Here is a 19830-nt window from a genome sequence, read left to right as displayed (position 1 = left end):
CCTAGGCGCCCTGCCAGACCGTCTCGAACGGCGTGCGGGCGGCCACCCGGCCCTCGATGCCGGCCGTCACCATGGCCTTCGCGGTCGCAACGGCGTCACGCACGTCGGCGCCCTTGGACAGCTCCGCCGTGACGGCTGCGGCCAGCGTGCACCCGGCGCCGGAGACTCGCTCCTGCCCGACCTTCGGCACTGCGAAGACGTGCGTCTCCTCGCCGTCGTAGAGCACGTCGACGGCCTCGTCGCCGGGCAGCTCGACGCCGCCCTTGGCGATCACGTACGTGGGACCGAGCTCGTGGATGCGGCGGGCGGCCTCGGTGAGGTCCTCGACCGTCTCGATCGTGTCCATGCCGGAGAGCGTCTTGGCCTCGAAGAGGTTCGGCGTGACGACGCTCGCGTGCGGCAGCACGTGCTCGCGCAGGGCGTTGTCGGTGTCGAGCGCCGCGCCCGGCTCCTGCCCCTTGCAGATGAGCACCGGGTCCAGGACCACGTGCCGGAAGTCGTGCTCGTTCAGCGCCTTGGCGACCACGTCGATCGTGCCCTGGGTGCCGAGCATGCCGATCTTGACGACGTCGAGGTCATGGGTGGCCGTCGCGGCCTCGATCTGGTCGGCGATCACCTCCGGCTCGACCGGGACGAAGCGGTGCGACCAGTCGTTCTTGGGGTCGAAGGAGACGATGCACGTGAGGGTGCCGACGCCGTAGACGCCCAGCTGTTGGAAGGTCTTCAGGTCCGCCTGGATACCGGCGCCGCCGGTGGCTTCAGAGCCGGCGATGACGTAGGCGAGGTTGACCATCGGTCCTCCGATTCGGGAACGCGCGACGAGCAGGTTCGATCGTCCCAACGTACTCCTGACGCGGGCCCCTCCGCTCACCGGTCCAGGACGTCGTCCACGATGTGCTCGGCGATGGCCAGCGACGACGTCGCGCCCGGCGAGGGGGCGTTGCGGATGTGCGTGACCGGGCCGGACCGTTGGATGACGAAGTCGTCGACGAGGGCGCCGTCCTGGCCCAGAGCCTGGGCCCGTACGCCGCGGGTGTCGTAGGTGAGCGTCGCGTCGGCGAGCGCCGGGACGTAGGCACGCGCCTCGGCGAGGAACCGTGCCGGGCGCAGGACGGTCAGGGCTTCCGCCGCCGCCGTCGGCACGTTACGCGCGGCGAGCCGCCAGAAGCCCGGTGCGGTCACCACGTCCCGCAGGTCCGGCAGGTCGGGCATCCACCCGGCGTACCGCTCACGCCCCGGGGAGAGGAAGGCGTTCGGGCCCACCGTCATCCCGCCGTCGACGCGCCTGGTCAGATGGACGCCGAGGAACGGGTGGCGCGGGTCGGGCACCGGGTAGACGAGGCCGCGGGTGAGGTGTTCGTGGCTGGGGTCGACCCGGTAATACTGACCGAAGAACGGCACGATCGCGGGCTCACGCGGCGCGCCGGAGCGGCGCGCGAGCCGGTCCGACTGGAGGCCCGCGCACACCACGACCGCGTCGTACCGTGCGGCTGCCGTATCGGTGCGGACCTCGGCGCCGGACGCCGTCGAGAGGATCGTGCGGATCTCCTCCCCCAGCTGCAGTGTGCCGCCGCGGGCGAGAACGTCGTCGGCCAGGGCGCGGGTGACCGCCGCGAAATCGGTGATCGCCGTGCGGGGCGAGTGGAGCGCGCCGGCCCCGACGACGTGCGGCTCGATCTCCCGCAGCTCCTGCGGTCCGACGAGCCTGACGCCCGGGACGCCGTTCGCCGTCGCCCGGGCGTGGATCGCCCGGAGCCTGTCCACCTCGGGCTCGTCCCGTGCGACGAGAACCTTGCCGCAGGTGAGGTACGGGACGTCGTGCTCGCGGCAGAGCTCCTCGAGCAGCCCCACACCCCGCCGGCACAGCCGCGCCTTCAGGCCACCGGGCGGGTAGTAGAGCCCGGCGTGGACGACGCCGGAGTTGTGGCTGCTCTGGTGCGCCCCGACCCGTGGCTCCTTCTCGTACACCGTCACTGCGGCCCCGGGCAGGCGAGAGAGCAGCTCGCGTGCGACGGCGCACCCGATGATGCCCGCACCGACCACGGCGAACGCGCGCCCCTCAGTCATCCGTCCGAGGGTACGGGCGGAAGCCGCTCACGGTCGGCCTCAGCCCGGTGCCGCCTCCGCGTTCCGGTAGACGCCGGTGCGCAGCTCCCGCGTCCAGGGTTCGAGCTCGGGCATCCCGGCCTCGGCGGCGACGGCGATCTCGGCCTCGACGTCGTAGGGCACGCGCACGTGCTGCAGCCCGAACAGTGCCGGGTCCGGGGCGTCCAGGACGCCCTCGAGGATCACGTAGCACGGGACCGGCTCGTCGAGCGGGTTGCCGACGCTGCCGACGTTGAACAGGGTGCGGCCCCGGTTCGTCTCGACGTAGGCGTCGTGGATGTCCCCGTAGCCCACCATCGTCGGCTCCGGCCCGGGCCCGGTGAGCTCGGTGGTGGCGAACATCCCGGCGAACTCCTCCGCGGTGTGGTGGAACCACACGCGCGTGTGCACGCTCGAGGCCGAGGCGTGGAAGAGCCGGATCCGGCGTCCGCTCATCAGCAGGTCGTGGCTCAGGGGTCGCGTCCGCAGCCAGTCGCGCTGGTCGGGCCGCAGCTCGTCCCGCCACCAGAGCAACGCGGGGTTGTCCGGGCTCATCGGGTTGTCCACGTCGTAGCCGGGCAGGAAGTCGTCCCAGTTGCCGCGCACGTTCACCTCGCACACCTCGCGGCACCGGTCGACGACGGCGCTGCCCCGCGGGCCCTTGCCCACGTAGTCACCGAGATTCATGATCCGGTCGACGCCGCGAGCGGCGATGTCCTCCAGCACGGCCTCGAGCGCCGTGAGGTTGCCGTGGACGTCCGAGATCAGGGCGATGCGGTCGAGCGGCACCCGGCGATCCTCCCACGACGGCCGGCCCTGGGCGGGCGTCACCGCGCCCCCAGGGTCAGCCGCGGCGCTCGGTGAGGTGGACCTCGACGTCGTCGCCGTCCGTCTTGCCGATGGCCTGGCGTACGGCGGCCGCGACCGGGAGCTTGTGCGTGCCGTCACCGAGGGCCATGAAGGAGCCCTGGAACGGGTGCCCGTCGACCGTACCGCTGACCCTGACGAGTCCCCTGGTGCCGAAGATCGTCGCGGAGTCCGGCAGCTGCACACAGGTCCAGGTGTCGCCTTCGCGTGCCTTGCCGAGCGTGGCGGTGAAGCGGATGTCGAGCGGCGTCGTAGCCATGATCGTCCCTCCTCCTCGTCCAGCAGTGTCTCTCCGATGACGACGCGCCCTATCCTGAATCGCCATATCGGCTGAGAGATCTCCGCGACGCGAAGGGGCGACATGCACGTCTTCACCGAGGCCGTCGGCGATGCCGGCGCACGGCTCACCGGCTACCTCCAGGACGAATCGGACGCGCTGAGCAACGCGGCGGTCCGGCCGGCGGTGCTCGTGCTCCCGGGCGGCGGCTACCGGCACGTCTCGGACCGGGAGGCCGAGCCCGTCGCACTCGCCTACCTCGCCGAGGGGTTCAACGCCTTCGTGCTGCGCTACTCGGTCGGGGACGAGCACACGTTCGAGGAGGCCCTGAGCGAGGCGCAGGCCGCGCTCAGCCTGATCCGTGAGCGCAGCGCGGAGCTGCGTCTCGCCCCGGACCGGATCGCCGCCGTCGGCTTCTCCGCGGGCGGGCATCTGGCGTCCAGCCTCGGCACGGTCAGCGACGTCAAGCCCGACGCCCTGGTGCTGGGCTACCCGGTGACCCTGGCCGCGATGGGCGACCCGATGGGTACCGCCATCCCCGGGACCGACGAGCACGTCACGGCGCAGACGCCGCCCACGTTCCTCTTCTCCACGGCCGACGACGAGGTGGTCCCGATCGTCAACAGCCTCGCGTTCGCCAGCGCGCTCGCCCGTGCCGGCGTGCGCTTCGAGCTGCACGTCTACGACTCCGGGACCCACGGCCTCAGCCTCGCCAAACCGCTGACGGCCGACGGCAGGAGCGACTACGTCAACGAGCCCGTGCAGGGATGGCTCGCGCTGAGCGTGGCCTTCCTGCACCGACTCTGGGGCGACTTCCCCGTCGGGTCCGAGTAGGCACCGATCCGGCCGGCGAAGGTCGCGTTCCAGGCGGCTCGGGGGCTGCACGGCTCCCCGCGGCTGGTGTGCGAGCTGCGCGAGGACGAGCCAGGCGGTCTCGGGCGACCCCCAGCCGCGCTCCGGCATCGAGGACCGGCTACAGCCTGGTGGGGACCCGTCCCCGCACGACGACATCTGCCCGGCCGCCAGCACCCGGATGACCATCGGCCGACCGATCGTGCTCAGGCCAGGTCCCCTCTGCCCGGGTGCTGTGCCTCGGCGACGAGAAAGTCGAAGTCGCACCCGGCGTCGGGCTGGAGCGCGTGCCTGGCGTAGAGCCGGCCCCACCCGCGGGCCGGCTCCGTGGGCCCGACATCCGCCGGCTCGCGGCGCGCAAGCTCCTCGGGCGGGACGAGCAGGTCGAGGCGCCCGTCGGCGACGTCGAGCTCGATCTCGTCGCCGTCCCGCACGTAGGCGAGCGGCCCGCCGACGACGGCCTCCGGCGAGACGTGCAGCACGACGCTGCCGCTCGACGTACCGCTCATCCGGGCATCCGTCACCCGGAGCATGTCGGTGACGCCGGCGTTGGCGAGTCTTGCCGGGATCGGGACGTGGCCGACCTCCGGCATCCCTGGCCCGCCGAGCGTCCCGACACCGCGGAGCACGAGCACGCTCGAGGGGTCCACGTCGAGGTCGTCGCGGTCGATCTTGGCCCACATGTCGGCGACACCGTCGAAGACGACCGCCCTGCCCCGGTGTCGCCGCATGCTGCCGGGAGCACCGGCGATCTTCATGACCGCGCCACCGGGTGCCAGCGTGCCCCGCACCATGGCGATCCCGCCGTCGGGCGTCAGGGGCGCCGCCGGGTCACCGATCGGGCCCGCGGGCGGGGGCGACGGCAGGTCGTCGAACACCTCGCCCCACGAGCGGCCGTCGGCCGTGGGAACGTCCTCGTGCAGCAGGTGCCGGATCCGGGCAGCGACGGCCGGGATGCCGCCGGCTGCCTCGAGCTCGCTCAGCAAGCCGCGGCCGTTCGGTCTGACGTCGGTGATGAACGGGGTGCTCCGCGACCACTCGCGCAGCCGGTCGAACCCGATGCGCAGCCCGGCGCGCCCGGCGATCGCCTCGAGGTGGATGAGCGCGTTCGTCGAGCCGCCGAGGGCGCAGACGGTGCGCACGGCGTTCTCGAGGGCGTCCATCGTGATGCGCGACGCCGGCGTGATGCGGCGCGCCACCACGTCGGCCACGAGCCGCCCCGACGCCTCGGCGACCTCCGTGCGCTCCGGCGAGGCCGCCGGGTGCAGGCTCGAGCCGGGCAGCGCGAAGCCGAGGAGCTCGCCGATGGCCGCCATCGTCGTCGCCGTGCCCATGACGTTGCAGCTTCCGGGACCGCCGTGGATGACGCCCTCGAACGCGCGCCAGTCCTCGTCGCTGAGGTTCCCGACGCGCCGGGAGTCGATGACCTCCCACTGGTCGTCGACGGTCGCCGGCCTGCCCTGCCAGCAGGCGACGGGTCGCGGGCCCCCCGTGACGAGCACGGCCGGCGTCCCGGCGCTGATCGCTCCCATGAGGACGGCGGGCACCGTCTTGTCGCAGGCACCGAGCAGCACCACGCCGTCGATGGGAGCCGCGAGCGTCGCCTCCTCGACGTCCATCGCCATGAGGTTGCGCAGGTACATCGACGACGGTCGGCTGAACGGCTCGCTGATCGAGATCGAGGGGAACTCGAGGGCGAGCCCGCCGGCGGCCTCGACGCCCCGCTTGACCGCCGCCGCGAGCTCCCGGAAGCCGTTGTTGCAAGGGTTGAGCTCGCTCCAGCTCGTCGAGATCCCGATGACAGGGCTGCGGCGCACCTCCTCGGCGCTGAAGCCCTCGGCGCGCAGGAACGCCCGGTGCACCATGCCGTCGGCGCCGTCGTCACGGAAGATCCGACCGTCGAGCCGATGGATGTGCTCCTGCGACATGGACGCTCCTTCGCGGCGGCACGCACGGCCCGCCGACATGCTAGAGGCACCGCGCCGCGCCGGCTTCGTCTCGGATCCGACGAACGCCGCAGCCGCACGTCGAACCGGGCTGGCGTCGCGGGTCGTATGTGCCTAGTGGGTTGGGTTCGGGACGTTCAGGGGTACGGCGAACCGTCCTATTGCAACCGCGACTGCGTCAGGCTCCTTGGCGAGACCGCCCGCCGTGACGCGATCTCCGAGTACCGATCAGAAGTACCCGTTGTCAGTGACGGGGGGATAGATCTCGCGCGGGATCGGTTGGATCACGTCCCAGTGCTCGACGATCTTGTCGTTCTCCACACGGAAGATGTCGACGATGGCGCGCCCCTCCTCATCCGGAGTCCGGCGGGAGTGGACGTGCAGGGCGACGAGGTCATCCTCGGCGATGACACGCTTGACCTCGTTCCGTCCATCGGGGAACTTGTCGCGCAGAAATTCGACGAACCGACGAAATCCGGCCGGCCCGTCCAAGACCCACGGGTTGTGCTGGATATAGGTGTCCCCGATGTATGACATCGCTCGCTCGACGTCGCGTTGGTTATACGCCTCGTAGAAGTTGAGAACAATTTCCTTGGAGTGCTGACTCATGTCTCTCCCTCGGTCGGAGTTGCGCCGGGCGGACATCCGCACCGGAAGCAAAGCCCGGCCGGCCAGGGAACACGCGGATGGGCTCACGGTCCACTGTGAAGCGGCGCCGCAGGCCTCGGGATCACTTGGGCCCACTGCGCCGCCCACCCGGATGCCTCACCAATTCCCACTGACCACCACAACTGGTCAGTGGATTGACTCGACGACTAGCAATATATGATTCCGTACACGACGTCAACCGTTGCGTTGTACCCCCGTTCGTCCTGTGACGGCCTCGCGTGATCCGCCGCAACGCGATCCGTCCGCACGCGAAACGTTCCCAACCGAAGCAGCCCGCTCATGGCCGCTGAGATCACTCCTCCCAGAGTCGGCCGGCCCGGTGCAGTTGCGCCATCACCGTGCGACGCACCGACCGCAGATGCGTACGCATCGCCTCCTCGGCGGCCATCGCGTCACCCGCGGCGATGGCCGAGAAGACGGCCTCGTGCCCGGACACGTCGGCCGCGGTCGACAACGAGGCATGCAGTCCGGCATGCAGGTGGTGCGCCCGCGACATGTCGACGAAGCAACGCTCCAGGGCTTCCGCGAGATGCCCGTTCCGCGAGCCGCGCGCGACGGCGCCGTGGAACCGGCGGGCGCTGCGCGTCGCCTCGACCGTGCCCTCGCCCGCTGCCGACTGGCGCTCCACCGCGGCGCGCAGGTCCTCGAGGACGACGTCATCGACGAACTCCGCCGCCGACCCGGCGGCATGCGGCTCCAGGAGCATCCGCAGGTCCAGGACCTCACGGAGGTCGTTGAGGTTCAGGCCGCGCACCAGATACCCCTTCTTCGGCAGCACGGTGAGCAACCCTTCGCTGGCGAGCTGGCGCAACGCCTCCCTGACCGGCGTCTTGGACGTCCCGAAGCTCGCCGCCAGCGCACCTTCGATAACGACCTCGCCGGGGGCCAGGCCGCCCTCGAGGATCTGCTCACGAAGCCGCTCGAGGATGCGGTCCGTCATCAACCGTCGCACACCTGACCTCCCGGCCGGTCCTGCTCGCCACGTGGTACGGGCCTCGCGGGTCAGATCATAGATGCGCTAGAAATATTCTTCAGGTACGTCACGCCCAGACGTGTTCGAGGAGGAACATCATGGCGTTGCCGCACGAGGACACGAAGCACCCAGACGCCACGGACGGCTGGCCGCGCGGGGCTCGCAAGGCCGTCATCGCCGCCGTCACGGGAACGGTCATCGAGTGGTACGACTACGCGCTCTACGGTGCGGCAGCCGGCGTGGTCATCGGACCTCTGTTCTTCTCGGGTGATCAGTCGGCCGGCGACCTCGCGGCGTTCGCCACGTTCGCCGTGGGCTTCGGCGCCCGACCGCTCGGCGGTGTACTGATCGGTCATTTCGGTGACCGTTTCGGACGCCGTCCCGCCATGCTCCTGACCGTGCTACTCATGGGCGTCGCGACCGTAGCCGTAGGCCTGTTGCCGACCTACAGCCAGGTTGGACTCCTGGCGCCCGTGCTCCTGGTGCTGTTCCGTCTCATCCAGGGCTTCGGTGCCGGGGCCGAGCTGGCCGGTGCGGTCACACTCGTCGCCGAGTATGCGCCACGGCGCCGCCGCGGCCTGATCACGTCGCTGCCACTCTCCTGCCCACCGGCCGGCATCGCCCTGGCGACGTTTGCCTTCCTCGGCGTCTCCGCGCTCGGCGACGACGTCCTTCTCGGGTGGGCGTGGCGGCTGCCGTTCCTGGTGTCCGCGGTGCTCTTCCTCGTGGCGCTCTACATCCGCCGGAGCCTCGAGGAGACACCCGAGTACCGGGCGGCGATGGCTGAGCAGCCCGTCGAGCGCAAGCTGCCCGCCGCCGAGATCTTCCGCCACAACAAGCGCGCACTCGCCACCGGCTTCCTGTCCATCACCGGGCACAACGCGCTCAACTACATCATGGCGGTCTTCGCCGTCGGCTATCTCTCCTCCGACGCCGTCGGACTCGGGGCGACGCAGGCGCTCCTCGCCGTCACGATCTCCTCCCTCGCGGCGGTCGTGCTCAGCCCGGTGGGCGGCCTACTTGCCGACCGTGTGGGTTCCCGGACCATGATGATCGCCGGGAGCATCGTCGGCCTGGCACTCGCGTTCCCGCTCTTCAACGCGCTGTCCAGCGGAAACTTCTGGCAGGCGACAGCGGCACTGCTGTGCGGCTACGCCTTCGCCATGTCCGCCACCGGTGGCTCCCAGGGCGCGTTCCTCACCGGCCTCTTCCCGCTCGACCGCCGCTACAGCGGCGTCGCGCTGACCCGCGAGATCAACGGCGCGATCGTGGCTGGCCTCACGCCACTGATCACGGCGGCGCTCATCGAGGCTGCGGGCGGCGGCACGCTCTACGCCGCGCTCTACCTCGTGCTGTGCTGCGGACTCTCTCTGGTCGCCGTCGCCGTCGCGCCCCGCCCCACCCAGGACTGAGCCACTCGTCCCGAAAGGAGACCCATGAGGCGGCAGGTCCCCAACCTCCGCGACCTTGCGAGCCTGCTGCAGCTCGAGGCACCGACGCTTCGCCGCACACCGGCCCTGCTCGCTCGCGCCGCCGACATCGCCGACCTGCGTCTCATCGCGCGACGGCGGACACCCCGGGCCGCGTTCGACTATGCGGACGGTGCAGCCCTGGACGAGATCGGCTATCGCAGGGCGCGTACCGCGTTCGACCAGGTCGAGTTCCTGCCTCGGGTGCTGCAGGGCGGGCAGGCGGAGGCCGACACGACCACGACGATCGCCGGGGGCCGTGCCGCCCTCCCGTTCGGGATCGCCCCGACCGGGTTCACCCGCTTCCTGCACGCCGAGGGCGAGATCGCCGGAGCGCGAGCAGCCCAGGAGGCGGGCATCCCGTTCGCGCTGTCCACCATGGGTACGCGGTCGGTGGAGGAGGTGGCCGAGGCCGCGCCCGACGCCCGTCGCTGGTTCCAGCTCTACCTGTGGAAGGACCGCGACGCGTCGCGCCGACTCGTCGAACGTGCCGCCGCCGGCGGATACGACACGCTGCTGGTGACCGCTGACACGGCCGTCGCCGGCCAGCGGCTGCGGGACCTGCGCAACGGGATGACGATCCCACCACGCCTCACGGCTCGCACCGTTCTCGACGCCTCATACCGACCGGGATGGTGGTTCAACTTCCTCACCACGGAACCGCTGGCGTTCGCCTCGCTGTCCCACTCGACGACCGATCTGCCCTCCATGATCAACTCGATGTTCGACCCCACGCTGGACTGGACCGACCTCGCATGGATCCGGTCGGTGTGGCGCGGAAAGCTCTTCGTGAAGGGGGTACTGGGTCCCGAGGACGCGGTCCGGGCCGTCGACGCGGGAGCCGACGGCGTCGTCGTGTCCAGCCACGGCGGTCGGCAGCTGGATCGGGCAGTTGCTCCCCTGCGGATCCTTCCCGCCGTGCGCACCGCAGTCGGACCCGACGTCGAGCTCGTGCTGGACTCCGGAATCCTCTCCGGTACGGACGTCGTGGCCGCGCTGTGCGCCGGGGCCGACTTCACGCTCGTCGGCCGCGCGTACCTGTACGGCCTCATGGCCGGTGGTCGGCCGGGCGTGGACCGGGCTCTGCAGATCCTGGCTCAGGAGATCCGCACGACGATGAAGCTGCTGGGGGCCGGCTCGGTGGACCAGCTGGGGCCGCACCTGTTGCACCAGGGCCGACCATGAGGGTTTTCCTCGCAGCCTGATGGTGCTGGGGCTGCGGCCATATGCGGAAGATCGGTCGTCCGCCGTAGCGCTCGAGGCAACGCCGGATCTCCCTGGTGGCCCCACCTGGGGGCGCGTGTGCGGACGGGCGACCAGGTGCGCACGATGCTCCTGGCTGTGCTCGCGTAGACCGGATCAGGTCCCGGGCACGCCCGGGGTCGGCGCCAGGAGCAGCTGGTCGGCCGGGAGCTGCGCCGGTACGTCCTGGAACGGTGCGACGTCCTGGCCGCAGGTGGCACCGTCGGTTGCCGTCAGGTCCGTGAGGTAGCGGGCGATGGCAGCATTCGCGCAGGTGCTGATGCCGAGGGTGCCGTGCCCGTAGCCCTCGACCGTCAGCACGCGGGCGTCGGGGAATCGGTCCGCGTACGGCTGCGTCTGGTCGTACGGGGTCGCCGGGTCGTGCCGGGTGCCGATGACCAGCACGGGCGCCTCGGTGGTCTGGTCCCAGGGACCCAGGTGGGCGTCGTCGTCGCGGAACTGGACGAACTCGCACTGGATACCGACCCAGGACCGCATTCGCCCGAAGTGCGGGGCCTCCTCGTCGGCGGCGTCGGCCTGCGCGGCGTACTCCCAGGGCTTCAGCGGGTGCTCGCCGTCCACGCACATCGACGCCAGTGCGCTGCCGACGCCCGAGTAGTCCTCGATGAGGCCGAGACGACGCAGCAGGTCCCCGACGTCGCCCGCCGAGGCACGGCGATGCTGCGCCTGCGTGCCGGTCAGCGCCGCAAGCTCGGCGAAGGAGTCGGCCAGCGGCGCGAAGCCGAGCGGCGAGTACAGCGCGCTGAACGCCGTCGAGACGGCCTCCCCGTACCCGAACTCGACGGTGCTGCCGTCCGGCAGCGGAACCTCCACCGGTTCCTCCCGCAGTCGCTCCAGGACCGTCTCGACGACCTCGCGCGGCTCACCGAGCGCGGCGAGCGAGCAGGCCTCCGGGCCGGCCTCGGAGCAGGTGGCGAGGAACTCGTCGAAGACCTCGCTCGCGGCGACGCCCTGCCCGGTGCGCAGTCCGACGGACCCCTCACCGCCGGACCAGCCGGAGGGCTCGAGGGTGCCGTCGATGGCCAGGGCGCGGACGCGCTCGGGGAACAGCGTCCCGTAGGTGGCGCCGAGGACGGACCCGTAGGAGTACCCGAGGTAGCTCAGCTGCTCGTCGCCGACCGCCTGGCGCAGCACGTCCATGTCGCGCGCGACGTTGGCGGTGGACGCGTGCGCGATCCGGTTGCCGGAGAGCACCTCGCATGAGGCGGCGGTCGTGGCGAAGGACGTGAGGAACTGGGCCTGCTCGCGCTGGCTGATGGGGACGACCGGGGTGTCGGCGAGGAATGCGTTCTCGGACGCCTGGTCCGGGAAGCAGGTCACCGGGTCGGACTCGCCCACGCCGCGCGGGTCGAAGCCGATGACGTCGAACCGGGCGTGCACCTGCGGGTCCAGGAACGGTCCGCCGAGCTGGTGCATGGTGGCGACCCCCGGGCCGCCGGGACCACCGAAGTTGACGAACAGGCTGCCGATGCGCTGGTCGGGCTCGGTGGCGGGCAGCCGGGTGAGGGCGATCGTCGTCGTGTCGCCGGCCGGCTCGTCGTAGTCGGTGGGGACCTCGACGCTGGCGCAGTCGAACGCTGCCAGCCCCTCCCCCTCGCAGGCCGTCCAGCTGATGTCCGGAACGGGCGCCTCGACCTGCGGGGCGTCGCCCGTCGCGTCGGCCGGGCCGGCGGCGGAGACCGCCGGGACGCCGACGACGACGAGCAACGCGGCAGCTCCGACGGCGGTGGCGGTCCGGGCGGCTTCTCTGCTCAGTCTCGGTCGCATGCGGTCTTTCCTACCAGGGGCGCACGGCGCGGAGATCCCCCCGGGGATGGAGATACCGCCGCGGGGTCGTCGTCCGGAGGGAGGAGGGGTCGAGGCCGGTGGCGCCACCGACGGCATGGAGCAGACGGAGCGTGGCGGACCCGGGCGAACGGTCGCAGAGGTCCAAGGAGCACCACCGGAACGTCGAAAAGGGCCGAACCCGAAGGTCCGGCCCCGTGACGACCATTGTCGCGAAAACTGTGGAGCTAGAGGGATTCGAACCCTCGACCTCTTCCATGCCATGGAAGCGCGCTACCAACTGCGCCATAGCCCCGTACGCCCCAGAGGGCGAAGACCAGAATAGGCCAGACCCACTCCGAGAGCCAATCTCCGGACCATGCCCGGACCGTGAGCCTCGCCACTGCGCCCAGCCGTCGGGCCGTCCCGCGGTGTGGGCGGCTCGGGAGACACTGGGCGCATGTGCGGCCGCTACGCCAACGCCCGACGGGACGCCGACCTCATCGACGCCTTCGACGTCACGGACGTCGTGGGCGAGGAGCTGCCGCCGTCCTGGAACGTCGCCCCGACGCACGACGTGCGCACCGTCCTGGAACGGGCGCCACGTGAGGAGCCGGACGCCGCGCCCGAGCGGCAGCTGCGCACGGTGCGCTGGGGGCTGGTGCCGTCGTGGGCCAAGGACGTGAAGATCGGCTCCCGGCTCATCAACGCCCGCTCGGAGTCCGTGACCGAGAAGCCCGCGTTCAAGAAGGCGGCCTCCCGCCGCCGGTGCGTGGTCGCGGCCGACGGCTACTACGAGTGGGAGAAGCTGCCGGGCGGCGGCAAGCAGCCGTACTTCCTGCACGGCGACGGGCCGCTCGCCTTCGCCGGGCTGTACGAGCTCTGGCCGGACCCCGAGCTGCCGGACGACCATCCGGACAAGTGGCTCTGGACCATGACGATCATGACCACCACCGCCACCGACACGCTCGGCCACATCCACGACCGCTCCCCCGTGGTCCTGCCCCGGGACATGGTCTCGGACTGGCTCGATCCGCGGACCACGAGCCTCGCCGACGTGCGGTCGATGATCGACGCCATGTCACCGCCGGAGCTCGAGCCGCGGCCCGTGGACCGGGCGGTCGGGAACGTCGACAACGACGGCCCGGAGCTCGTGGAGCGCGTCGAGACCTGACGCTCCAGGTCACAGCATCGTCACGGTGCCGATCTCGGCGTGCGCACCGAGAACCGTGGACGCATCGTGAGGAGACGTGACCCACCTCACCCCCGCGGAGCGATCATGACCCAACCGGCAACCGCGCGGCGCACCGCGCCCTTCCAATGGCTCGCCCTCGCCATCGGCGTGATCTACCTGCTGGTGGGGATCGTCGGCTTCCTCATCACCGGCTTCGGCAACTGGGTCGAGCACGACCACTCCCAGACCCTCCTGGTGTTCGCGATCAACCCGCTGCACAACGTGGTCCATCTGCTCATCGGACTGCTCGGCGCCCTGCTGTGGTCCAGGCCGGGCCGCGCCCGGCTGTTCGGGTGGATCCTGCTCCTCGGTTACGGAGCCGCGGCCGTGTACGGCTTCGTCGTCGTCGACGACCCGGACGTCAACATCCTCAACATCAACGCCGCCGACAACTGGCTGCACGTGGCCAGCGCCGCCGCCGGTCTCGCGATCGCGGTGTGGCCGGACCGCGCCCGGGGCGCGCGGCGTGTCGACGCGTAGCCACGGCACGAAAGAGCGGCCCCGGGTGCGTGGCACCCGGGGCCCTCTCGTGTCGACGGCGGACCGCCGGCAGCTTCTCCGTCGCTCGTCAGGCCGGGCCCTGCTGCGGCTGGGTGTTGTCGATGCCGCCCAGCCGGCGGAGGAACTCGTGGCACTGCTTCGCCCGCGCCGAGTCCTCGGCCATGACCTTCTCGAAGAAGGTGGCGATCTCCTCCTGGCCGGCGTTGCGCGCGTCGCGCACGTACTGGCCGTAGTCGTGCCCCGCCTTGAGCGCGTGGTACTGCACGGAGATCAGGTCGTAGGTCACGTCGTCGAATCCGGTCTCACCGGTGGCCATGGTGGCCTCCTCTCTCGTTTGCTCCTTCAGGGGTCTCGTCAGGTCATTCCCGTGCCGCACCGGCACGGAGGTCTACTCGCGGTTCAGCGCGTCCTGGGCCGCTCCGGCCACCTTCTCGACGGCGTTCGGCAGGTCTGTGGTGCCGTAGAACCGCGCGTCCGGCCGGGTCGGTGGCGGCATGGGCGCCGACGTGGTCGGTCCGTCGTGGTAGCTGTGCTCGCCGTTCCCGTCCAGGCTCGGCCCGTGGGCCCACGGGCCGTCACCCGCCTGCCCGCCGTCGGAGAAGTTGAGGTACTGGTAGGAGACCTCTGTGTGCTCCTTGCCCTGCGGGAAGTTGCTCGGCACCGGGAGCTGCTCCAGCCCGTCCGCCTTGAGCTCCTCGATGGCGCGCAGCCACTGGTTCTGGTGCATGGTGTCGCGCGCCAGGAGGAAGGCGAGCATCTCCCGGACGCCAGGGTCGTCGGTCATGTGATACAGCCGTGCCACCTGGACCCGCCCCTGCATCTCGGCGTTCGCGTTCGCGGTGAAGTCCGCGAGCAGGTTCCCGCTCGCGGTGACGTAGGAGCCCTGCCAGGGGTTGCCGTTGGAGTCGACGGGTCGGGCGCCGGCACCCGCCACGATGGCCTGCTGCACGTCGGTGCCGCCCACCACCGCGGCCACCGTCGGGTCGTCCTGGACGGCAGCCTCGGCGACCCCGAGCGGTGCCTTCTCGAGCAGCTGGGAGATCATCGTGGCGAGCATCTCGACGTGCCCGAACTCCTCGGCACCGATGCCGAAGACCAGGTCCCGGTACTTGCCCGGCACGTGCATGTTCCAGGCCTGGAACATGTACTGCATGGCGACCGAGATCTCGCCGTACTGGCCGCCCAGCACCTCCTGGAGCTTCCGGGCGTAGACGGCGTCCGGCTTCTCGGGCGTCGCGCTGAACTGCAGCTCTTGCGTGTGGAAGAACATCGCTTCTCCTCTCCGCCCGCAGGCGGGGTCGGCGACGCGTCCGTTCTGTCCGGGGTCCGGGGACGTCCCAGGGCGGGTCGAGTTCTGTCGACTGTGTGCCCGGCGGTGCGGCCCACCGGCCGCCGTCGACCACTCTCCCCACTATTGGGGCAGGTGGCACGGCGCGCATCTCGGGACCCGGCCGCCGCTCACCGGTCACCGGTCACCGGTCGGCGTCGTGCCCGCCCGCCAGCTCCTCCCGGACCCCGGGCAGCATGCGCTCCGGCAGCTCCTCGCTCGGGATCACCACCATGTCGTCGACCTTCCAGTCGAGCGCGACGCAGGCCTCCCTGGCCTCGACGAGCTCCCGGAGGCTCGGCGCTCGGCCGGCGACCGGCACGACGAAGGCCTCGACGTGGAAGACATGACCCTGGTCCCGCACGCGGGAACGGGCCTGCTCGACCCAGTCGAGCTCCTCGAGCCGCTCGTCGATCCGCCTCACGAGCGGGTGGGTGTCCTGACCGTCGTACGTCGCGGCGCGCGCGTCGATCAGCGCGCTGACCGCGGTCCGCAGGTTCCGGACACCGTCGCGTAGGATGCCGCCGGAGACGAACAGGGCGGCGACCGCGTCCATCCACCACAGCCCGACCCCGATGCCGAGCACCCCGACGATCGTGGCGACGGCGGTCATCCAGTCGGCCCTGTTCATGTCGGCGTCCGCATGGAGGACGCGGTCGTGCAAGGTCTCCGAGAGCGGCATCTTCGCCCGGCCGAGCAGCACGGGCGGCACGGCGGACCACGCCATGACGGCGATCATCAGCCACCCGCCCCAGACCTGCCAGCCACCGATCTCCAGCAGCCCGATCGGCGGATGCTCGGCCGCCAGCAGGCTCATGCTCGAGTCGACGACCAGCATGGCGCCCATGACGAACAGCGCCGTCGCCGCCACGAGGTGCCCGACACCGACCGCGCGGTGGTACCCGTACGGGTGGCGGGCGCTCGGCCGGCGCCGGGTGACGCGGACCGCGACGAGGAACGCGATCGGCGGGATGAGCGAGAGCGCGTCCTCGACGAACGCCGCCTTCATCGCCTGCGAGCGCCCCATCACCAGGAACACGAGCACGATCGTCATGCACAGGAAGCCGATCGTGGTCCACTCCAGGCGGACCGCCCGTCGCAGGGCCTGTTCCTGCTCGTCGGGGAGCTCGGTGTGCCCGAACCGCGCCCGGTCCTCGCCGGCGCGGCTGCGCCGTCGTCCCAGCCTCATCGGGGCAGCCCCTGGGCGAGCAGGAAGTGCTCGAGCTCCACGAGGAACGCGTTCTCCCCCATCGGCACCGCCATCACGTGCTGCTCCTCCTGCCCGTGGGCGTCGTAGGTCACGGTGTACCGGTACGTGGTGCCGACCTTGTCCACCCATGGGGTACGCGCGGTGAGCCCACCGATCAGGAGGTCGATCTCCCCGCGCTCGAGGGACGTGACGAGCTCCTCCTCACCGCCGGCCTCCCACTCGACCTCGGCGTCGAGGTGCTGGGCGAACTCCTCCACGAGCTCGGCCTCGGTGCCGGTGGGATCCGCGTCCGTCCCGTCCGGGAGGTCGGTCCACGGCGGGTTGGGTGAGACCCCGACCCGCAGCGTCCCGCCCCGGACGCGCTCGAGCGTCCCGTCCGGGTCGGTCGGGATCGTCAGCCCGCACGCGCCGAGCGCGAGCACGACCACGGCCGTCACCAGCGCCGTCACCATCCGTCTCACACGGCCGAGTGAACGCCCGCCCACCCGACGGCGCAACGCGAGGGCCGCCGCCCCTCGCCTACCCTGGTCTCTCGTGAGCACCCCGGATGACGGCGCGATCGCCCTGGCGCAGAAGATGCTCGACCTCGCCCGGGAGGGTCGGACCGCGGAGCTGACCGGCTACCTGGACGCCGGCGCCCCGGTGAACCTCACCGACGCCAAGGGCGACACGCTGCTCATCCTGGCCGCGTACCACCAGCAGCCGGAGACCGTGGCGGCGCTCCTCGAGCGCGGCGCCGACGTCGAGCGGCTCAACGACCGTGGGCAGACCGCGCTGATCTGCGCCGTGTTCCGGCAGGACCCGGAGATCGTGCGGCTGCTCACGGCGGCCGGCGCCGACCCCGACGGCGGCACGCCGTCCGCCCGGGCGACCGCGGAGTATTTCCAGCTGCCGGAGATGTCGGCGCTGCTCGAGGGCGAGGTCCCGCCCGCGACCTGAGGCCCGCCCGCTCACCGGCCTGCCGGCGGAGCGAGTCCCGTCTCCCCTGCCGCGCGGCGTCCGCCTCGTGTGGCGAGGCGCCGACGTCCGCCCTACCGTCGCGGCAGAGGGCCGGCGCACACCGCCGGCCCGTGTGAGGAGGTGGCCGACGTGGCGAGGGCGATCTGGACCGGCGCGATCGCGTTCGGGCTGGTCAACGTACCGGTCGGGCTGTACGCCGCGACCGAGGACCGCACCATCCACTTCCGGCAGTTCGAACGCGGCACGTCGGGACGGATCCGGTACCGCCGCGTGAACGAGGAGACCGGCAAGGAGGTCGCCTACGAGGACATCGTCAAGGGGTACGAGCTCGACTCGGGCGACTACGTGCTGCTCGAACCGGCGGAGCTGGAGGAGATCGCGCCCGGCCGGTCCCGGACCATCGAGATCACCGACTTCGTCGAGGCCGCCGAGATCGACCCGATCCAGTACCAGAAGAGCTACTACCTGGCGCCGCAGAACGAGGCCGCGGAGCGGGCGTACGCGCTGCTGACCGCCGCGATGGAGAAGGCGGATCGGATCGCGGTCGCGAACTTCGTCATGCGCTCGAAGCAGTACCTCGCCGCGGTCCGACCGCGCGACGGCGTCCTGGTGCTGGAGACGATGTTCTTCGCCGACGAGGTCCGCGAGGCCACCACGGCGCTCGACCGCCTCCCCCGGCGCAAGCCGGCGCAGAAGGACCTGGACATGGCCGTCTCGCTCATCGACTCCATGACGAGCGAGTGGGACCCGGCGAACTACCAGGACACCTATCGGGAGAAGGTTCTCGACCTCGTCGAGGCGAAGGCCGGCGGGCAGGAGGTCGTCACTCCCGAGGAGGAGACCGGCGAGGAGGGCGAGGTCGTGGACCTCATGGATGCCCTGCGCCGGTCCGTCGAGGCCTCTCGCCAGCACCAGCCCGGCAACCAGCGCCAGGCGGGCGGCCTGGAGACCCGCGAGCCCGACGGCGAGGAGGACCTCGCCACGATGTCCAAGGACGAGCTGTACGACCTGGCGGCCGAGCTCGGGGTCGCCGGGCGCTCGAAGATGACGAAGGACCAGCTGGCAGACGCCGTCGCCGAGGCTCGCGGCAAGTCCTCGACGAAGCGGAAGCGGGCGTCATGACCGCTACGGACACAGAGACGGGCAGCGACACCCGGGCGACGGACCGGTGCCGGGACGCCCACCTGCGGCACTGTCATGGCACGTGGGTGGTCCACGTGGACGGCACCGAGGAGTGCCTCGGTGTGGTGTGCGAGGACCCGGCCGAGTGCCACGAGCATCGGGTCAGCTGCGCCGAGCTCGGCTGCCACGGAGGGTGACCGGGATGGACGAGGACACCGGTAGGGCCGCGCGTGAGGTCGCGGCGGCGCACGACCTGCCGATCCTGACGAGCGTCGGCGAGGTGGTGGAGCTGCAACGCGCCGTCGGCGGCCTGTACGTCCGCTACAGCCTCGGCCCGCAGGACGACCCGGCCGAGGGCAGCGTCGACAAGGAGAGCGGCTGCCGGCTCCCGGGGGTGAGCACCAATCCCGTCACGCCCGAACCGTGGTGGGACCGCCCCGCCGAGCACTGGGTGGCGCGGCAGCTCGTGCAGTACGACCACCTCAGCGAACGACCCGGGATCGTCGGGTGGCTGCTGGCCGGGACGGAGGTCGGCCGCGGGCCCGACTGCGAGCCGCTGCTCGCGGACATCACGCCGCTGGCGGTGATCTCGCCGGAGCTGCAGCACGCGGCGGAAGAGCTGTACCGGACGGCCTTCGACCCCGGTCGGCACTGAGTCGCGGGTCAGTCCAGGCCGAGGTTGTACGCGCTGAGCCGCCAGGCCGGCTGCCGCCCGGGATTCGGGTGCATGAGCGCCCAGCCGCAGTTCTCCAGCCCGCTGATCCCGAACCACTGCGCGGGGTCCAGCCCCAGGAGGATGGTCTGGCCGAGGGTGATGGCCGCGCCGTGGCTGACCACGACGAGGACCTCCTCCGGATCCATCTGTGCCGAGACCTCCTCCACGGCCGCCGCCACGCGCGTGCCGCACGCCGTCCGGGTCTCCGCGCCGATGCCCTCCGGCTCCTGGCCGTGCCGCCACTGGACGAACGCCTCGGGCCACGACTCCTGGATCTCGGCCTGCGTGAGTCCTTCCCACCGGCCGAAGCCGCGCTCCCGCAGCCGCACGTCGACCGTCGGCCGCACGCCGGTGCGCTCGGCGAGCGCCTGTGCCGTCTGGGTGGCACGCACGAGGTCGGAGGTGATGATCCGGCTCGGTTCGAGGGTGGCGAGCGCGGTCGCGGCCAGGTCGGCCTGACGGTGGCCGGCGTCGTTGAGCCTGATGTCCGACTGCCCCTGGAGCCTCCCGGCCGCGTTGAACTCGGTCTGGCCGTGCCGCCAGAGCACGACGGTGCCTGCCGTCATGCGTGACCCGACTCGTCCGAGCGCGGTGGT

General features: G+C 71.4%; 22 protein-coding genes and 1 tRNA gene. 9 read left to right on the top strand and 14 right to left on the bottom strand.

What is annotated here, in order from left to right; all coding sequences use genetic code 11:
* Position 1 precedes the first annotated feature (1 nt).
* The 4 genes from thiD to ACFQQL_RS10770 form a co-directional block, all read right to left on the bottom strand.
* Positions 2 to 793: a bifunctional hydroxymethylpyrimidine kinase/phosphomethylpyrimidine kinase gene (gene thiD / locus ACFQQL_RS10785; protein WP_382395362.1), complete on the bottom strand. Its 792-nt coding sequence runs from the start codon at positions 791 to 793 to the stop codon at positions 2 to 4.
* Positions 794 to 867: 74 nt separating this feature from the next.
* Positions 868 to 2067 (bottom strand): L-2-hydroxyglutarate oxidase, encoded by a 1200-nt coding sequence (lhgO, locus tag ACFQQL_RS10780; RefSeq protein ID WP_382394169.1) that lies wholly within the window; start codon positions 2065 to 2067, stop codon positions 868 to 870.
* Between the two features lie 39 nt (positions 2068 to 2106).
* On the bottom strand, positions 2107 to 2874 hold the full coding sequence (locus ACFQQL_RS10775; RefSeq protein WP_382394167.1) for a metallophosphoesterase family protein: 768 nt from the start codon (positions 2872 to 2874) through the stop codon (positions 2107 to 2109).
* 55 nt (positions 2875 to 2929) lie between these two features.
* Complete coding sequence (locus ACFQQL_RS10770; RefSeq protein ID WP_382394165.1) at positions 2930 to 3211, bottom strand: DUF1905 domain-containing protein; 282 nt, start codon at positions 3209 to 3211, stop codon at positions 2930 to 2932.
* 102 nt (positions 3212 to 3313) lie between these two features.
* On the opposite strand from ACFQQL_RS10770, the gene ACFQQL_RS10765 reads away from it, so the two are divergent.
* Positions 3314 to 4063, top strand: a complete 750-nt coding sequence (locus ACFQQL_RS10765; protein ID WP_382394163.1) for an alpha/beta hydrolase — start codon at positions 3314 to 3316, stop codon at positions 4061 to 4063.
* A gap of 224 nt (positions 4064 to 4287) precedes the next feature.
* Here ACFQQL_RS10765 and ACFQQL_RS10760 read toward each other — a convergent pair whose 3' ends face one another.
* From ACFQQL_RS10760 to ACFQQL_RS10750, 3 genes are all read right to left on the bottom strand, one after another.
* Positions 4288 to 6009, bottom strand: coding sequence for a dihydroxy-acid dehydratase (locus ACFQQL_RS10760; RefSeq protein WP_382394161.1), 1722 nt, complete (start codon positions 6007 to 6009; stop codon positions 4288 to 4290).
* A gap of 246 nt (positions 6010 to 6255) precedes the next feature.
* Entirely contained in the window at positions 6256 to 6636 is a 381-nt protein-coding gene (locus ACFQQL_RS10755; protein WP_382394159.1) for a nuclear transport factor 2 family protein, read from the bottom strand.
* 352 nt (positions 6637 to 6988) lie between these two features.
* Positions 6989 to 7636 carry a GntR family transcriptional regulator gene (locus ACFQQL_RS10750; protein WP_382394157.1) on the bottom strand — a complete coding sequence of 216 codons (648 nt, stop codon included), beginning with the start codon at positions 7634 to 7636 and terminating at the stop codon, positions 6989 to 6991.
* A 131-nt stretch (positions 7637 to 7767) separates the two neighbouring features.
* Here ACFQQL_RS10750 and ACFQQL_RS10745 point away from each other — a divergent pair, with 131 nt between their 5' ends.
* Positions 7768 to 9081 (top strand): MFS transporter, encoded by a 1314-nt coding sequence (locus ACFQQL_RS10745; protein ID WP_382394155.1) that lies wholly within the window; start codon positions 7768 to 7770, stop codon positions 9079 to 9081.
* 24 nt (positions 9082 to 9105) lie between these two features.
* A complete protein-coding gene (locus ACFQQL_RS10740; RefSeq protein WP_382394153.1) occupies positions 9106 to 10323 on the top strand; it encodes an alpha-hydroxy acid oxidase in 1218 nt (405 codons plus the stop codon).
* Between the two features lie 174 nt (positions 10324 to 10497).
* Here ACFQQL_RS10740 and ACFQQL_RS10735 read toward each other — a convergent pair whose 3' ends face one another.
* Together ACFQQL_RS10735 and ACFQQL_RS10730 are read right to left on the bottom strand one after the other, a co-directional pair.
* Complete coding sequence (locus ACFQQL_RS10735) at positions 10498 to 12168, bottom strand: alpha/beta hydrolase (RefSeq protein ID WP_382394151.1); 1671 nt, start codon at positions 12166 to 12168, stop codon at positions 10498 to 10500.
* 240 nt (positions 12169 to 12408) lie between these two features.
* A tRNA-Ala gene (locus ACFQQL_RS10730) sits at positions 12409 to 12481 on the bottom strand.
* 144 nt (positions 12482 to 12625) lie between these two features.
* Here ACFQQL_RS10730 and ACFQQL_RS10725 point away from each other — a divergent pair.
* Both ACFQQL_RS10725 and ACFQQL_RS10720 read left to right on the top strand, forming a co-directional pair.
* On the top strand, positions 12626 to 13339 hold the full coding sequence (locus tag ACFQQL_RS10725; protein WP_382394149.1) for an SOS response-associated peptidase: 714 nt from the start codon (positions 12626 to 12628) through the stop codon (positions 13337 to 13339).
* Between the two features lie 105 nt (positions 13340 to 13444).
* Positions 13445 to 13879 carry a DUF4383 domain-containing protein gene (locus ACFQQL_RS10720; RefSeq protein WP_382394147.1) on the top strand — a complete coding sequence of 145 codons (435 nt, stop codon included), beginning with the start codon at positions 13445 to 13447 and terminating at the stop codon, positions 13877 to 13879.
* An 88-nt stretch (positions 13880 to 13967) separates the two neighbouring features.
* On the opposite strand, the gene ACFQQL_RS10715 is transcribed toward ACFQQL_RS10720, so the two are convergent.
* The 4 genes from ACFQQL_RS10715 to ACFQQL_RS10700 form a co-directional block, all read right to left on the bottom strand.
* On the bottom strand, positions 13968 to 14216 hold the full coding sequence (locus ACFQQL_RS10715) for an acyl carrier protein (protein ID WP_382394145.1): 249 nt from the start codon (positions 14214 to 14216) through the stop codon (positions 13968 to 13970).
* 72 nt (positions 14217 to 14288) lie between these two features.
* Positions 14289 to 15170 carry a manganese catalase gene (locus tag ACFQQL_RS10710; RefSeq protein ID WP_382394143.1) on the bottom strand — a complete coding sequence of 294 codons (882 nt, stop codon included), beginning with the start codon at positions 15168 to 15170 and terminating at the stop codon, positions 14289 to 14291.
* 202 nt (positions 15171 to 15372) lie between these two features.
* Entirely contained in the window at positions 15373 to 16416 is a 1044-nt protein-coding gene (locus ACFQQL_RS10705) for a cation diffusion facilitator family transporter (protein WP_382394141.1), read from the bottom strand.
* Positions 16413 to 16889, bottom strand: coding sequence for a transporter substrate-binding domain-containing protein (locus ACFQQL_RS10700; RefSeq protein ID WP_382395360.1), 477 nt, complete (start codon positions 16887 to 16889; stop codon positions 16413 to 16415). The genes ACFQQL_RS10705 and ACFQQL_RS10700 overlap by 4 nt, the downstream gene beginning before the upstream one ends.
* A 124-nt stretch (positions 16890 to 17013) precedes the next feature.
* Between ACFQQL_RS10700 and ACFQQL_RS10695 the strand changes: the two genes are divergently transcribed.
* The 4 genes from ACFQQL_RS10695 (at position 17014) to ACFQQL_RS10680 (ending at position 19174) form a co-directional block, all read left to right on the top strand.
* Positions 17014 to 17376: an ankyrin repeat domain-containing protein gene (locus ACFQQL_RS10695; protein WP_465254048.1), complete on the top strand. Its 363-nt coding sequence runs from the start codon at positions 17014 to 17016 to the stop codon at positions 17374 to 17376.
* Positions 17377 to 17526: 150 nt separating this feature from the next.
* The gene (gene ku / locus ACFQQL_RS10690; protein ID WP_382394137.1) at positions 17527 to 18519 is read left to right on the top strand and encodes a non-homologous end joining protein Ku; all 993 of its coding nucleotides are present in this window, start codon (positions 17527 to 17529) and stop codon (positions 18517 to 18519) included.
* A complete protein-coding gene (locus ACFQQL_RS10685) occupies positions 18516 to 18716 on the top strand; it encodes a hypothetical protein (RefSeq protein ID WP_382394135.1) in 201 nt (66 codons plus the stop codon). Before ku ends, ACFQQL_RS10685 begins: the two co-directional genes overlap by 4 nt.
* 5 nt (positions 18717 to 18721) lie before the next feature.
* Complete coding sequence (locus ACFQQL_RS10680; protein WP_382394133.1) at positions 18722 to 19174, top strand: DUF6098 family protein; 453 nt, start codon at positions 18722 to 18724, stop codon at positions 19172 to 19174.
* Positions 19175 to 19182: 8 nt separating this feature from the next.
* On the opposite strand, the gene ACFQQL_RS10675 is transcribed toward ACFQQL_RS10680, so the two are convergent.
* On the bottom strand, positions 19183 to 19800 hold the full coding sequence (locus ACFQQL_RS10675) for a histidine phosphatase family protein (protein WP_382394131.1): 618 nt from the start codon (positions 19798 to 19800) through the stop codon (positions 19183 to 19185).
* Between the last annotated feature and the right edge of the window lie 30 nt (positions 19801 to 19830).

This window comes from Georgenia alba (assembly GCF_042665525.1).
In the GTDB taxonomy this organism is placed as follows: Bacteria; Actinomycetota; Actinomycetes; order Actinomycetales; family Actinomycetaceae; genus Allobogoriella; species Allobogoriella alba.
This window is presented reverse-complemented; position numbering and strand designations above follow the sequence as displayed.

Bases quoted from the DNA above. Each gene is read 5' to 3' on its own strand.
- ACFQQL_RS10765 (WP_382394163.1), top strand. From the start codon at position 3,314: ATGCACGTCTTCACCGAGGCCGTCGGCGATGCCGGCGCACGGCTCACC.
- ACFQQL_RS10725 (WP_382394149.1), top strand. From the start codon at position 12,626: ATGTGCGGCCGCTACGCCAACGCCCGACGGGACGCCGACCTCATCGAC.
- ACFQQL_RS10760 (WP_382394161.1), bottom strand. From the start codon at position 6,009: ATGTCGCAGGAGCACATCCATCGGCTCGACGGTCGGATCTTCCGTGAC.
- ACFQQL_RS10740 (WP_382394153.1), top strand. From the start codon at position 9,106: ATGAGGCGGCAGGTCCCCAACCTCCGCGACCTTGCGAGCCTGCTGCAG.
- lhgO (WP_382394169.1), bottom strand. From the start codon at position 2,067: ATGACTGAGGGGCGCGCGTTCGCCGTGGTCGGTGCGGGCATCATCGGG.
- ACFQQL_RS10720 (WP_382394147.1), top strand. From the start codon at position 13,445: ATGACCCAACCGGCAACCGCGCGGCGCACCGCGCCCTTCCAATGGCTC.
- thiD (WP_382395362.1), bottom strand. From the start codon at position 793: ATGGTCAACCTCGCCTACGTCATCGCCGGCTCTGAAGCCACCGGCGGC.
- ACFQQL_RS10675 (WP_382394131.1), bottom strand. From the start codon at position 19,800: ATGACGGCAGGCACCGTCGTGCTCTGGCGGCACGGCCAGACCGAGTTC.
- ACFQQL_RS10680 (WP_382394133.1), top strand. From the start codon at position 18,722: ATGGACGAGGACACCGGTAGGGCCGCGCGTGAGGTCGCGGCGGCGCAC.
- ACFQQL_RS10710 (WP_382394143.1), bottom strand. From the start codon at position 15,170: ATGTTCTTCCACACGCAAGAGCTGCAGTTCAGCGCGACGCCCGAGAAG.
- ACFQQL_RS10700 (WP_382395360.1), bottom strand. From the start codon at position 16,889: ATGGTGACGGCGCTGGTGACGGCCGTGGTCGTGCTCGCGCTCGGCGCG.
- ACFQQL_RS10735 (WP_382394151.1), bottom strand. From the start codon at position 12,168: ATGCGACCGAGACTGAGCAGAGAAGCCGCCCGGACCGCCACCGCCGTC.
- ACFQQL_RS10695 (WP_465254048.1), top strand. From the start codon at position 17,014: ATGCTCGACCTCGCCCGGGAGGGTCGGACCGCGGAGCTGACCGGCTAC.
- ACFQQL_RS10755 (WP_382394159.1), bottom strand. From the start codon at position 6,636: ATGAGTCAGCACTCCAAGGAAATTGTTCTCAACTTCTACGAGGCGTAT.
- ACFQQL_RS10705 (WP_382394141.1), bottom strand. From the start codon at position 16,416: ATGAGGCTGGGACGACGGCGCAGCCGCGCCGGCGAGGACCGGGCGCGG.
- ACFQQL_RS10745 (WP_382394155.1), top strand. From the start codon at position 7,768: ATGGCGTTGCCGCACGAGGACACGAAGCACCCAGACGCCACGGACGGC.
- ACFQQL_RS10715 (WP_382394145.1), bottom strand. From the start codon at position 14,216: ATGGCCACCGGTGAGACCGGATTCGACGACGTGACCTACGACCTGATC.
- ACFQQL_RS10685 (WP_382394135.1), top strand. From the start codon at position 18,516: ATGACCGCTACGGACACAGAGACGGGCAGCGACACCCGGGCGACGGAC.
- ACFQQL_RS10770 (WP_382394165.1), bottom strand. From the start codon at position 3,211: ATGGCTACGACGCCGCTCGACATCCGCTTCACCGCCACGCTCGGCAAG.
- ACFQQL_RS10750 (WP_382394157.1), bottom strand. From the start codon at position 7,636: ATGACGGACCGCATCCTCGAGCGGCTTCGTGAGCAGATCCTCGAGGGC.